The sequence below is a fragment of the Acidisphaera sp. L21 genome, from assembly GCF_009765685.1.
GTDB lineage: Bacteria > Pseudomonadota > Alphaproteobacteria > Acetobacterales > Acetobacteraceae > LMUY01.
Map to the genome: position 1 here is coordinate 100,245 of NZ_LMUY01000045.1, position 12,913 is coordinate 113,157.

The window sequence follows — 12,913 nt, forward strand, 5'->3', positions numbered from 1 at the left end:
CGCGGCCTGCCGCCCAGGGGACGCGCATCGACATGGCGGCCACGTTGCGGGCGGGGCTGCGGCATGGCGGGGAGTTGGTGGATCTGGCCCGGGCCGAGCGAACTGTGCGGCCGCCGCCGCTGGTGGTGCTGTGCGACATTTCCGGGTCGATGGGGCGGTATGCGCAGATCCTGCTGCACTTCCTGCACGCAGTGGCCAATGACCGGGACCGGGTGAGCGTGTTCCTGTTCGGGACACGGCTGACCAACATCACCCGGCAGCTGCGGCATCGTGACCCGGAGGCGGCGTTTGCCGCGGTGTCCGCACTGGTGCCGGATTGGTCGGGCGGGACGCGCATCGGCGACACCATCGCGCAATTCAACCGGCAATGGGCCAAGCGCGTGCTGGGCCAGGGGGCGGTGGTGCTGCTGGTCACGGACGGGCTGGACCGCGCCGGGGCGGACGGGCTGCCGGAGGCGATGGACCGGCTGCATAAATCCTGCCGGCGGCTGATTTGGCTGAACCCCCTGTTGCGCTGGGACGGGTTCGAACCGAAGTCTCAGGGCATACGCGCCATGCTGCCGCATGTGGACGAGTTCCGCCCTGTCCATAACATCGCTAGCCTGCGCGCGCTGATCACCTCGCTATCCCGCCCGGCCCCGGTGCGGGGTCGCCTGCAGGAGTTCGCCGCATGACCGAAGCCGAAGATATTCTTTCCATCGCCGCCGGGTGGGCCCGTGAGGGCGAGAAGGTGGCGCTGGCCACCGTGACGGAGACGTGGGGCAGTTCGCCTCGGCCGCCGGGCAGCCAGATGGCGATCACGGCCTCGGGGCGCATGGCCGGGTCGGTGAGCGGCGGGTGCATCGAGGGCGCAGTGGCGGAGGCGGCGCAGGCGACCATAGCCGGGGCGCCGCCGCAATTGCTGGATTTCGGTATCACCGACGAGCGGGCGTGGGAGGTCGGGCTGGCCTGCGGCGGGAAGTTGAAGGTGTTCGTGGAGGCGCTGGCATGAGGCAGTCCGTGCTGGAGGCCGTCCAGGCCGCCCGGCTGGATGGCAAGCCGGTGGTGCTGGCGACGCGGCTGCCGGACGGGGAGCAGGTGTTGCTGCCCGATACCGCCTACCCGGCGCTGAGCGAGGCGGCGGGCAAAGCGCTGGGCAGTGAGAAGAGCGGCGTGCACGAGGTGGATGGGGCCACCTGGTTTCTGCACGCGTATAACCCGCCGGCGCGGATCGTCATCGTGGGGGCGGTGCATATCGCACAGGCACTGGTGCCGCTGGCGGTGCAACTGGCGTATGGGATTACGGTGGTTGATCCCCGGCGGTCGTTCGCGAGTGAGGAGCGGTTTCCCAACGTCGCCATCTCGAACGAATGGCCGGATGACGCGATGGATGCGCTGCGGCCGGATAGCCGAACGGCCATCGTTACCCTGACGCACGACCCGAAGCTGGATGACCCGGCGCTGGACCGGGCGTTGAAGTCGGATGCGTTCTATATCGGGGCGCTCGGCAGCCGGAAGACGCATGCCAAGCGGCTGGAGCGGCTGCGCGAGTTGGGGCATGGCGACGATGCGCTGGCGCGGATCCGTGGGCCGGTGGGGTTGAACATCGGCGCGGTGACGGCGCCGGAGATCGCGTTGTCGGTGCTGGCGGAGATCGTGGCGGTGCGGCGCGGCGGCGCGCTCGCGTGATTTTCGGGCCGACTGCGCTGGATGACGCCGAAGGGGCCGTGCTGGTGCATACCCATCGCGTGCCGGGTCGCGTGCTCAAGAAGGGGTTGGTGCTGGATGCGGCGGCGATTGCCGGGCTGCGCGCCGCCGGGCTGGACCCGGTGGTGGCGGCGCGGTTGGAGGCTGGGGATGTGGGCGAGGACGCGGCGGCGCGGCGGATTGCCACCGCCTTGCTCGGCCCGGGGCTGACGGCGACCCGCGCTGCGACCGGCCGGGTGAATCTGACGGCGACCACGGCGGGGCTGCTGCTGGCCGACCGGGATCGCATCGATGCCGTGAACGCGGTGGACGAGGCGGTGACGGTGGCAACGCTGCCCAATTCCACTCCGGTGACGGCCGGGGAAATGGTGGCAACGATCAAGATCATCCCGTTCGCGGTCCCGGGCTGCACCATGAATGCGGCACTGGAGGCCTGCGCGGGCGGGGCGATGCGGGTGTTGCCGTGGCAGCCGCGCCGGGTGGGGCTGGTGCTGACCACGCTGCCGGGGCTGAAGCCCTCCGTTATCGAGGGCACGGTGGCGGCGACCGAGACGCGCGTGCTGGGGGTGGGCGGGATATTGCTGCCGCCGCTGCAATGCCCGCATCGGACGGAGCCGATCGCCGCCGCTCTGCGAAGCCTGCTGGAAGATGGGGCCGATTTGCTGCTGATCGCCGGTGCCTCGGCCGTGGTGGACCGGCGGGATGTCGGGCCGGCCGGGATCGTGGCGGCGGGCGGGGAGATCCTTCATTTCGGCATGCCCGTGGACCCGGGCAATCTGATCTGCCTGGGGCGGATCGGCGATATTCCGGCGCTGGTGCTGCCGGGCTGCGCGCGCAGCCCGAAGCCGAACGGGATCGACCTGGTGCTGCACCGCTTGGCGACGGGCCTGCCGGTGACGGGCAACACGATCGCCCGAATGGGTGTTGGTGGGCTGCTGAAGGACGTCACGGCGCGGCCCCTGCCCCGCGCCCGCGCCACCGCCGGGGCGACCCCGCATGGTGTGGCGGCCGTGATTCTGGCCGCTGGTCAATCCAGCCGGATGGCGCCACGGCATAAACTACTGGTGGCGGATTCCACCGGGCGGGCCATGGTTGCCCGCGTGGTGGACGGCGTGTTGGCCAGCCGGGCGCGACCGGTGTTGGTCGTGACGGGACACCGGGAGGACGAAGTCCGGGCGGCGCTCGCGGGGCGACCGGTCCAGTTCGTCACGGCGCCCGACTTTGCGGCGGGGTTGTCCGCCAGCCTGCGCGCCGGGTTGGCGGCGATGCCGGCGACGGCTGCCGCGGCGCTGGTGGTGCTGGGCGACATGCCCCTGGTGACCGCCGCCACGATCGACCGGCTGGTTGACACGTACGACCCGGATGAGGGTCGCACCATCGTGGTGCCCAGCCACGACGGCGAGTTCGGCAACCCCGTCCTGTGGGACCGGCGCTACTTCCCGGCCATGATGGCGTTGACGGGCGACAAGGGTGCGCGATCGCTGTTGCGGCAGCATGGCGAGGCCGTGGCCGAAGTGGCCGTCGATGACACAGTGTTGCGCGATTTCGACACTGCGGACAGCTTGCTGGATCTGCCTGGGTGACATGGGGCGGGGGGCAGTCCATCTTCAGGTTCAACACCTGCATATCGTTCCCCCGGAGCCCCCCAATGTTTCGCGCCGCCCTGCCCGCCCTGCTCGTGCTGCTTGCCGGCTGCACGTCGTCGTCATCGTCGTCGCCCAGCGCCGTCAACCGGTCCAACGTCGCGGCCGTGGCATCCTGCCGTGCCAGCACCAACCAGGCCTTCGACCGACAGAACCGCTACCTGATCTCGGAGCGGGACCAGACCGCTTCGCCCTTCTCCATGAACGGTAATCCCGGCGTTACGACCCGTGGACTGACGGATAAGTACGACTACGACAACGCGTTGCAATCCTGCCTGGCGGCGTCTTCCTCGCCGCAGAATGCCAACACGGCTGCCACCGTTTCGGGCGGTGCGCCGGTGCGCTAGCAGCTGCTTCGATCCAGGGCGGGTTTGAGCCCGCCCTGGGCGCTGCTACAAAGCGCTCTCCCGCCACAAGGAGAGCGCTCACATGAGCAAGATCATCCGGACCGATTCCAACAAGGTTCTGTCCAAAGCCGTTGAATATCATAACTTCGTCTACCTGGCCGGGATGACGGCGGACGATACGTCGCAAGACATCACGGGCCAGACCACTCAGGTGCTGGCGGCCATCGACAAGGCGCTCGAGGTGCATGGCACGGACAAGACCCGGATGCTGCAGGCGCAGATCTGGGTGAAAGACATCCGCGACCGCGACGCGATGAACAAGGTGTGGATTGCCTGGGTTCCCGAAGGCGGCGCCCCGGCCCGCGCCTGCGTCGAGGCTAGCATGGCGGATCCCCGCCTGCTGGTCGAGATCATGATCACGGCTTGTAAATAAGTCAGTAACTTACAGACGACGTGCCCGATGGAATCGCGTCGATTTTACCATCGATGCGGTTCCATCACGACCGCGTGAATAGGATTGTAGTCCGAAAATGTGACGTGCAACCTGTCTCAGCGCGTCAGTTTTCGACAGGCGTTGCAACAAACTGACATAGTTGGGTTGCCTTCCTCACGGCCCTGTTGCTACCGACCCTCACGACTTGGTGAACTCATGAGGGAGTCGATATGACCGCAGCCGGCCAATTCCGGGTTCTTGCCCTCGGCGCTGCCTTTATCCTCAGCCTTGGGGGCGTGGCTCAAGCCCGGTCCCATGCAGGACATGGGGCTCATCAGGGGGGCCGTGCCCAGCCGGTTCGGTCTTTTGGACATTCGGCGTCTTCCAACCACCATTCCGGCGGTCGCGCCGAAGCGATGCCGATCGTGTTCAGCGCCGGGCGCCATAACGGCCAGCGCTTCGCGATGGAGCGGGTCGTCACCACCGGGCGCCACGGCGGCCACAGCCGCGGCGCTCGTGTCAGCTACGAGCGCTATGCAAGCTTCAGCACGGGCCATAGCGGCGGCGGACTGCAATGCGTCACCTTTGCCCGTGCCGATTCGGGCATCGAACTCTCTGGCAATGCCAATACGTGGTGGGATAACGCCGCTGGGGTCTACCAGCGCGGCGCCCGGCCCGAGGCCGGCAGCGTGCTGAACTTCCGCGCCAATGGCTCGATGCGGATGGGCCACGTGGCCGTCGTGAACCAGGTCGTGAACAGCCGCACGATCGAGATCGATCACGCCAACTGGGGCGGCCCGGGCGCGGTGCGCGGCGGCATCAGCCGTGACATCTCCGTGGTCGACGTGTCCCCCGGCAACGACTGGAGCGCGGTGCGCGTCGGCCTGGGCCATAGCGGGGAATACGGCAGCATCTACCCGACGTTCGGCTTCATCTATAACCGCCCGGACCGTGGCACAATGGTCGCGTCCAACGACCGCAGCGCTCCGATGCCCGCGCTGAACCCGGCACCGCGCGACCTGCGTGGCGGCGTGGTCAATGCTTCCTACGACGAGGTGGCCGAGGCGCCCGACAGCCCGGTGCCGACGCTGAGCCATCGCTTGAGCCGCCACGGTCGCCACGCCTCGGTGATCCCGTCTCACCACCACAGCAGCACGTCGCGGCACCACCACCGCTAAGGCAGACGCCCACCCGCCCCTGGCTGTGCCGGGGCGGCCTACGGTTCACCACCGTCGAATCGCGTTCCAAAGGCTCTTTCCCTCGTTGGGGAAAGGGCCTTTTTCATTTGGGTCAGGCGGGAACGGGCTGTTGGAAACGGCAACCAGCGAACCGATCATGGATTATCGCCACGTGGCGATGACCCAAAGATCTCGCAAAAACAGATCATTACAGAACGATTATGCGGCTTTACGCCAACAACGCGCCTGCCACCGCGCCGATCGCTAGCATGGCGAGGGGGTGCATTTTGGTGAGGGTGAGCACGGCTGCGGTGACCAGGGTGATGCCGGCGGTGACGAGGCCGTGGGTTGTGGAGGAGGCCAGCAGCGCAGCGCCGGCGCCCACCAGTCCTACCGTGACCGGCACCAGCCCGGCCTGGACCACCCGGCGCCATGCCCGCTCCCGGAACCGGTGCCATAACTGGACGGTGCTAAAGGTCAGTACACTGGAGGGGCCGATCATGCCCACGGTTGCTACGATGGCGCCGGGTAGGCCGGCGACGCGCCAGCCGATGAGCGTGGACACCATCATGTTGGGGCCAGGCGCGGCCTGGGCCAGGGCGAACAGGGCAGCGAAGGTGGTGCGGTCCATGTAGCGATGGACGTCCACTACCTGACGCTGCATCTCCGGCAGGGTTGGGGCGACGCCGCCCACCGCCAGGACCGAGAGTTGGCCGAAGATGCCCAGCAAATGGCCAAGCTCGCTCATGCGGGGAACCGCCGGCAGATCAGGATGCTCAGCGGCGCCATGATCACCATGGTCGGCAGCAGCGGCAGGCGCAGCAGGGCGATGGCGGCGAAGGCAACCAGGGCGATGACGATGCCGGCCCAATGCCGTTGCAGGGGTGAGGCGATCTTCACCGCCATCGCCACCACCAGGCCGGACGCTGCCGCCGCCAGCCCGGCGAAGCCGTGGGCCACGATCGGGATGCCGCCGTAGCGCTGATACAGGCCGCCCAGCCCGATCACGATCATCATCGGCGCCACCAACAGGCCCAGCACGCAAACCAGGCTGCCAACAACGCCGCGCGCACGGGCACCCATGGCGATCGACAGGTTGATGACGTTCGGCCCGGGCAGGAACTGGCACAGCGCCAGCATGTCGTTGAACTCGGCACTGCTGACCCAGCGGCGCTGGTCCACCATCATCCGCCGGGCCCAGGGCAGCACACCGCCGAAGCCGACGATGCCGATGCCGAAGAAACCGACGAACAGGCTCGCCAACCCCGGCGCCGAAAGCTCAGGCGCCGGGGTTGGAACGGTCGGCGCCTCAGGCATGGACCTCGCGCACATACGGGGCGCGGTCGCGGCCGATCAGCAATACGGCGCCCAGGCCGACGACGGCAGCCAGCGCCATCCAGGCGCCTGGTGCCGCCTTGTCGCCGAAATACTCGATCAGTCCGGTGCAGATGGCCGGCGTCATGCCGCCGATCACCGTGGCCAGGCTGTAGGCAAGCGAGAAGCCGGCGGTGCGGACCTCCACCGGCATGATCTCGGTCAGGTAGACGACCATGGCGCCGTTGTAGCAGCCGTAAAGGAAGCTGAGCCACAGTTCGGCAATCAGCAGGTGGCCGAAGGTTGGATTGGCGACCAGCCAACTCATCACCGGATAGGCGGTGACGATCGCCAGCACGGTCGTGCCGATGAGCAGCGGGCGGCGGCCGATCCGGTCCGACAAGGCGCCCGAGACGGGAAGCCAGAACAGGTTGGAGACGCCGACGCAGACGGTGACGATCAACACCTCGATATCGCCGAGCTTCAGCACCTGCTTGCCGAAGGTCGGGGTGTAGGCGGTGATGAGGTAGAACGACACCGTCGTCATGATCACCATGGCCATGCCAAGCACGATGATCCGCCAGTTGGTGGCCATCGAGCGCACGATCTCCCCGGCGGTCAGGTGGCGCTTGCGGGTGAGGAACGTCTCCGTTTCCAGCAGGGAGCTACGGAGCCAGAACAGGAAGGGGATGATGGCACAGCCGATCAGCAGCGGGATGCGCCAACCCCAGGCCTGCATGTTGGCGGAACCGAGCGTCTGGTTCAGCGCCACGCCGAGCAGGGCGGCGAAGATCACCGCGACCTGCTGGCTGCCGGACTGCCAGGCGACGTAGAAGCCCTTGTTCCCCGGCGTGGCGATCTCGGCCAGGTAGACGGAGACGCCGCCGAGTTCGACGCCGGCGGAGAAGCCCTGGATGAGGCGGCTGATTACCACCAGCAGGGGCGCGGCCAGGCCGAGGGTGGCGTAGCCGGGCACGATCGCGATCGCCAGCGTGCCGACCGACATGAGCGCCAGCGTGAGGATGAGCCCGGCGCGGCGGCCGTGGGCGTCGATGTAGGCGCCGAGCACCAGGGCGCCGATCGGGCGCATCAGGAAGCCGGCGCCGAACGTCATCAGGGCGAGCATCAGGGAAATGAAATCGCCGTTGGCAACGTTGCCCTGGGGGAAGAAGGTCCGGCCGATCGCGGCGGCGAAATACCCGAACACGAAGAAATCGTATTGTTCCAGGAAGTTGCCGCTCGACACGCGAATCACGCCCATTAGTTTCGACTGGCCGCCGGCGCTCATTTACCCGTCTCCTATTCCGTGACGAACCATACCGGATGGCGCCATCCGCACCAGACGTGACGGCAGCATTGGGCCGGATTGTCCGGTCTGCTAGCGTGGCTGCAACAAGATGAACGGGGGAACGACCGTGACCGACGCCGACGCCTTCCTGGCGGCCCGCGATGTATTGCTGACTCACCGGGCGGATATCGACGCCGCCCGCGCCGCCTTTGCCTGGCCGGTGCTGGAGCGGTTCAATTTCGCGCTGGACCATTTCGACCGCATGGCAGCGGGCAACGACGCCACGGCGCTGCGGTTCATCGGGCGAGGTGACCACGATAGCAGCGTGTCGTTTGCCGAGATGGCGCGGCGGTCGAACCAGGTGGCGAACCATCTGCGGCTGCTGGGCGTGCGCCGGGGCGATCGGGTGTTGCTGCTGCTGGGCAATGTGCCGCCGCTGTGGGAAGCGATGCTCGCCTGCTGCAAATTGGGCGCCGTTGTGATCCCGGCCACCACGATGCTGACGGAGGACGATCTGCGCGACCGGTTCGATCGTGGCCGGGTGCGGCATGCCATCGTCGCCGGAGAACACGCGGCGCGGTTCGAGCCGTTCGGGGAGCAGTATACGCGCATCGCCGTCGGGGGTGCGCCGGGCTGGCAACGGTTCGAGGATGCCTACCAGGCCTCCGGCGATTTCGTCGCGGACGGCGTGACCAAGGCGACGGATCCGCTGCTGCTGTATTTCACGTCGGGCACGACGGCGAAGCCGAAGCTGGTGCTGCATTCGCACCAGAGTTACCCGGTGGGCCATCTGTCGACGATGTATTGGATCGGGCTGCAGCCGGGGGATGTGCATTTGAACATTTCGTCGCCGGGCTGGGCGAAGCATGCGTGGAGCAGCTTCTTCGCGCCGTGGATCGCGGGGGCGACGATCGTGATCCTGAACCAGATGCGGTTCGATGCGCGGGGGGTGCTGGACGCGCTGGACAGGGCGCGGGTGACCACGTTCTGCGCGCCGCCGACGGTTTGGCGGATGCTGATCCAGGAGGATTTGAGCACCGCGCGGGTGCATCTACGGGAGGCGTTGGCCGCCGGGGAGCCGCTGAACCCCGAGGTGATCGAGCAGGTGCAGCGGGCGTGGGGGCTGACGATCCGGGACGGGTATGGGCAGACGGAGACGACGCTGCAGATCGCCAACACGCCGGGCCGCACGGCGCAGGCGGGGTCGATGGGGTGGCCGTTGCCGGGCTACGAGGTGGCGCTGCTGGACCCGGATGGGCATGAGGCGACCGAGGGTGAGATCGCGCTGTCGTTGCGGCCGCGGCCGCTGGGGCTGATGGATGGGTATCAGGCGGAGGATGGCTCGCTACGCGGCGTGGAGGGGAATTGGTATCGGACCGGGGATACGGCGCTGCGGAATGACGATGGCTCGTTGACCTATGTTGGCCGGGCGGATGACGTGTTCAAATCCAGCGGCTACCGGATCAGCCCGTTCGAGTTGGAGAGCGTGCTGATCGAGCATCCGGCGGTGGCGGAAGCGGCGATCGTGCCCTCCCCCGATCCGACGCGCACGGCGATGCCGAAGGCGTTCGTGCTGCTGGCCGCCGGGTTTCAGCCGGATAGTGCCACGGCGGCCAGCATTTTCGCGCATCTGCGGGCGCGGCTGGCGCCTTACAAGCGGGTGCGGCGGTTGGAGTTCGCGGAGTTGCCGAAGACGATCAGCGGGAAGATCCGGCGCGTCGAGTTGCGGCGGCTGGAAGCGACCCGGCGGCAAGATGGCGCGCGGGGGGAGTTGGAGTTTCTGGAGGACGAACTGGGCGGCGCGTAACTTCCGCTCATCAGGGCCGAGGCGGTTCGCTGGCGCCGGGGCCGGCGACGACTGCCTCCACATTCACTGCCCCGGCGTGTTCGAAATTCAGGGTCAGCGGCACGTGGCTGCCCTGTTGCAGCGGCTGCTTCAGGCCCAGCAGCATGATGTGGTAGCCGCCGGGCGCCATGTGGATCGGGGTGCCGGGGGTGACGGCCAGGCCGCCCTCGACCGGGCGCATTTCCATCACGCCGTTGGTCATCTTGCTTTGGTGGACTTCGGCGGTTTCCGCGACGGGAGTGCTGGCGCCGGTCAGCCGGTCGGGGCCGCCGGCGGTGACGGTGACGTAGATCGCGCCTGTCTTGGCGGCGGGCGTGCTGGCGCGGGACCAGGCTTGGGTGACGGCAACGCCGGTGGATTGCGCCAAGGCTGCGGTGGAGAGAGCGGCCAGGACCAGGGCCGATAGCATCAGGCGCATTCTGTCGTCCTCCGTTTATGAGACAATTTTCTTCAGGTCGGCAGCAATGGCATCCGGCCCTTCGTCAGCCCGAATCACACCGGCGAAGTGGCCACTCGGGTCCATGACATAAAGGATGGAGCTATGGTCCATCGTATAATCGCCGGGGCCGGGGCCGGTTTTGTGCGAGGCGTAATAGACCCGGTATTCCTTCGCGACGTCCGCGATCTGCGCCGCCGTGCCGGTCAAGCCCTGCAGCTTCGGGCTGAAGGCGGCGGCGTATTGCCGGATGACGTCGGGCGTGTCGCGCGCCGGGTCGATGGTGATGAAGAGCGGCTGTAGTTTGTCCGCTACCGGGCCGATCTTGTCGATCGCCTGGGCCACGTCGTTCAGCGTGGTGGGGCAGACGTCGGGGCAGAAGGTATAGCCGAAATAGACCAGCATGTATTTGCCGCGGTAGGTCTTGTCGGTGACGGGTTTGCCAGCCCCATCGGTGAGGCTGAAGGGTCCGCCGATGGCGGCGGCCTGCTGCAATGGCGCGGGGGCGCCGAAGAACCAGATGGCGCCGGCGGCCACCAGCAGGATGACCGCAAACCCGGCCAGGATGATGGGGGCGAAGCGCCAGGTGGGGGCCGGGCGGGTTGGCTTGGTCTCGGGCATGCTCGATGGCTCCTGGAAAGACGGAAGGGTGGTGCGTCAGACCAGGGTTGGAGGCGCGCGGGAGGCGAAGGCCCGCGGCGTGCGGGGCGGTATGGTCGGGGTGCCGATCGGGGCGAATACCGGCGCCGGCACCAGGATCGGGGCTGCGTAGGCGAGCGTGGCGGGTAGCAGGGGCGGTAGGGTGCCGCCCTGGCACAGCATGCAGTGCTCGTGGTCGTGCGCGGGGAGCGCAGGCGCTTCGCTGTGCCGGTGGACCTGGCCGCAAATCTCGGCCACTTGGGACAGACCCGGTGGTGTTGCCATCCGCAGGCTCAGCGGCAGGCCGAGTGCGGACTGCACCAACACGCCCATCAGGATGAGGAGGGTGGCAAGCCGCGCGATCAGAGGATGCCGAGCCACCATGGGCTGCTTATAGGACGAGCCTGCGGCCGCAGCCAGTCACGGCACGCCCAGCCGACGGCCGAGCACCAGGCAGACCAAGCTCAGCACCATGACCGCGGTGAGGTACATGCCGGGGCTGGTCGGGTCGCCGGTGGTGGCGACGATCCAGGCGACGACCAGCGGCGTGACCCCACCGAACAGGGTCTGCGCCAGGACGTAGCTAATCGACACGCCGGTCGTGCGCCGCCTCGTGGGGAACAGATCGGCCAGGGCGGCGGGGACGGTGGCGTAGTAGCCGCAGTAGAACACCAGCGCGATCAGCATCTGGATGGTGACCAGCGTAGTGATGGAGGGCGCGGCGGCCAGCCAGCGGAAGAGCGGGTAGATCATGACGAGGCCGATGACCCCGGCGATCGCCATGACCTTGGTCCGGCCGACGCGATCCGACAGATGGCCGAAGGCGGGCGGCAGCACCGTGTTCACCAGCCCGGCGGCGATGGTGCCCAGCAGCGCGCTGGAAGCCGGCAGCCCGAGCCTGGTGAAGGCGAAGGTCGGCATGTAGGTGTTGAGGTAACTGCCGCACGCGCCGGCCGCGACGATCCCGGCGCCGACGAGGATGCGGGCTTTGTCGTAGGCGGCGGCTTCCTGCAAGGGCGTGTCGGTGTGCTCGGCCTGGAGGAACTCGTCCGGCTCGTCCAATCGGGTGCGGATGTAGAATGCGGCCGGGCCGATGAGCAGGCCGAACACGAAGGGCACGCGCCAGCCCCAGCTTGCAACCTGGTCAGCGGTGAGTACCGCGTTGACGGCGTAGGCGAAGACGGAGGCCAGTAGCACCGCCAGGCCGGAGGCAGCCCATTGCAGGCTGGCGTAGAAGCCGCGCCGGTTCGGGTCCTGCTCGGCCAACAGGGCGGTGGCGCTGCCGAACTCACCGCCGGCGGAGAAGCCCTGGATCATCCGGGCGACGATCAGCAGGACGGGAGCGGCGACGCCGATGACGGCGTAGGGCGGCAGGATGGCGATCAGCAGGGTGGCGAAGGTCATGAGCGCGGCGGACAGGGTGAGCCCCGGTTTGCGGCCGACGCGGTCGGAATAGGCGCCGATGAGCACCGCGCCGAGCGGGCGCACCAGCCAGGCGATGGCGAAGGTGCCGAGGCTGAGCAGGGTCGATACCGATGGGTCGTTGGACGGGAAGAACTGGCGCCCGAGCACCACGGCGAACAGGGCGTAGAGCACCAGGTCATACCATTCCAGCACCGCGCCGATATTGGCCGCAATGGCGGTGTGCAGCCGGCTGGCCTTGGGTCGGGTTGCGGTCACGACGATCACTGGGGTCCCCATATTTGGTGGGGGATCATGTCTGTTGCGTGACGACCCGGCAAGGCCGGCTTAGGCGCGGCCTTGGTTCAGTCGACGATGAACAGCTTGGCGCCCGTGGTGGTGGAGGATTTGTGCGGGGAGTCGCCGAAATCGGACACGGTGTAGCCGTTGCCGGCCTTGAAGGTGAACTTGCGGCCGTCCTTCAGTTCGGTGTTCAGCTCACCCTCCACGACGTAGATGACGTGGCCGCGGTCGCACCAATGGTCCGCCACGTAGCCGGGAGAGTATTCCACCACGCGCATGCGGACGTCGCCGTTGTTCAGGGTGTGCCATAGGGCGTTGCCGGTTTCGCCCTTGTGGTCGGTGGTGGGGAGATGATCCCAATCGACGTTGGTGAACGGCAGCTCTGGCAGTTTCATCGTG

General features: G+C 67.7%; 16 protein-coding genes. 8 read left to right on the plus strand and 8 right to left on the minus strand.

The window, feature by feature from the left end:
- From GSQ76_RS31740 to GSQ76_RS10155, 7 genes are all read left to right on the plus strand, one after another.
- On the plus strand, window positions 1–674 hold a 674-nt coding region (locus GSQ76_RS31740), incomplete at its 5' end, for a VWA domain-containing protein (protein ID WP_254070340.1).
- Window positions 671–991, plus strand: coding sequence for an XdhC family protein (locus GSQ76_RS10130; protein ID WP_158743779.1), 321 nt, complete (start codon window positions 671–673; stop codon window positions 989–991). The genes GSQ76_RS31740 and GSQ76_RS10130, both read left to right, overlap by 4 nt.
- A complete protein-coding gene (locus tag GSQ76_RS10135; RefSeq protein ID WP_158743780.1) occupies window positions 988–1,668 on the plus strand; it encodes an XdhC family protein in 681 nt (226 codons plus the stop codon). Before GSQ76_RS10130 ends, GSQ76_RS10135 begins: the two co-directional genes overlap by 4 nt.
- On the plus strand, window positions 1,665–3,269 hold the full coding sequence (locus GSQ76_RS10140; protein WP_158743781.1) for an NTP transferase domain-containing protein: 1,605 nt from the start codon (window positions 1,665–1,667) through the stop codon (window positions 3,267–3,269). Before GSQ76_RS10135 ends, GSQ76_RS10140 begins: the two co-directional genes overlap by 4 nt.
- Window positions 3,270–3,334: 65 nt before the next feature.
- On the plus strand, window positions 3,335–3,676 hold the full coding sequence (locus GSQ76_RS10145) for a hypothetical protein (protein WP_158743782.1): 342 nt from the start codon (window positions 3,335–3,337) through the stop codon (window positions 3,674–3,676).
- Window positions 3,677–3,758: 82 nt separating this feature from the next.
- Window positions 3,759–4,109, plus strand: a complete 351-nt coding sequence (locus GSQ76_RS10150) for a RidA family protein (RefSeq protein ID WP_158743783.1) — start codon at window positions 3,759–3,761, stop codon at window positions 4,107–4,109.
- Window positions 4,110–4,339: 230 nt separating this feature from the next.
- Entirely contained in the window at window positions 4,340–5,287 is a 948-nt protein-coding gene (locus GSQ76_RS10155; RefSeq protein WP_254070341.1) for a CHAP domain-containing protein, read from the plus strand.
- 229 nt (window positions 5,288–5,516) lie between these two features.
- Here GSQ76_RS10155 and GSQ76_RS10160 read toward each other — a convergent pair whose 3' ends face one another.
- From GSQ76_RS10160 to GSQ76_RS10170, 3 genes are read right to left on the minus strand one after another with little or no spacing between them, the layout of a single operon-like run.
- Window positions 5,517–6,035: a chromate transporter gene (locus GSQ76_RS10160; RefSeq protein ID WP_158743784.1), complete on the minus strand. Its 519-nt coding sequence runs from the start codon at window positions 6,033–6,035 to the stop codon at window positions 5,517–5,519.
- Complete coding sequence (locus GSQ76_RS10165) at window positions 6,032–6,604, minus strand: chromate transporter (RefSeq protein ID WP_158743785.1); 573 nt, start codon at window positions 6,602–6,604, stop codon at window positions 6,032–6,034. The genes GSQ76_RS10160 and GSQ76_RS10165 overlap by 4 nt, the downstream gene beginning before the upstream one ends.
- Complete coding sequence (locus tag GSQ76_RS10170) at window positions 6,597–7,889, minus strand: MFS transporter (RefSeq protein ID WP_158743786.1); 1,293 nt, start codon at window positions 7,887–7,889, stop codon at window positions 6,597–6,599. The genes GSQ76_RS10165 and GSQ76_RS10170 overlap by 8 nt, the downstream gene beginning before the upstream one ends.
- Window positions 7,890–8,016: 127 nt before the next feature.
- Between GSQ76_RS10170 and GSQ76_RS10175 the strand changes: the two genes are divergently transcribed.
- Window positions 8,017–9,696 carry an AMP-binding protein gene (locus GSQ76_RS10175; protein WP_158743787.1) on the plus strand — a complete coding sequence of 560 codons (1,680 nt, stop codon included), beginning with the start codon at window positions 8,017–8,019 and terminating at the stop codon, window positions 9,694–9,696.
- Window positions 9,697–9,706: 10 nt separating this feature from the next.
- On the opposite strand, the gene GSQ76_RS10180 is transcribed toward GSQ76_RS10175, so the two are convergent.
- From GSQ76_RS10180 to GSQ76_RS10200, 5 genes are all read right to left on the minus strand, one after another.
- Window positions 9,707–10,153 (minus strand): copper chaperone PCu(A)C, encoded by a 447-nt coding sequence (locus GSQ76_RS10180; protein ID WP_158743788.1) that lies wholly within the window; start codon window positions 10,151–10,153, stop codon window positions 9,707–9,709.
- A 15-nt stretch (window positions 10,154–10,168) separates the two neighbouring features.
- Entirely contained in the window at window positions 10,169–10,792 is a 624-nt protein-coding gene (locus GSQ76_RS10185) for an SCO family protein (RefSeq protein ID WP_158743789.1), read from the minus strand.
- Window positions 10,793–10,828: 36 nt separating this feature from the next.
- Window positions 10,829–11,191 carry a DUF2946 family protein gene (locus GSQ76_RS10190; RefSeq protein ID WP_158743790.1) on the minus strand — a complete coding sequence of 121 codons (363 nt, stop codon included), beginning with the start codon at window positions 11,189–11,191 and terminating at the stop codon, window positions 10,829–10,831.
- A 39-nt stretch (window positions 11,192–11,230) separates the two neighbouring features.
- Window positions 11,231–12,499, minus strand: coding sequence for an MFS transporter (locus GSQ76_RS10195; protein WP_216850981.1), 1,269 nt, complete (start codon window positions 12,497–12,499; stop codon window positions 11,231–11,233).
- Between the two features lie 77 nt (window positions 12,500–12,576).
- Window positions 12,577–12,909, minus strand: coding sequence for a DHCW motif cupin fold protein (locus tag GSQ76_RS10200; protein WP_158743792.1), 333 nt, complete (start codon window positions 12,907–12,909; stop codon window positions 12,577–12,579).
- Window positions 12,910–12,913 lie beyond the last annotated feature (4 nt).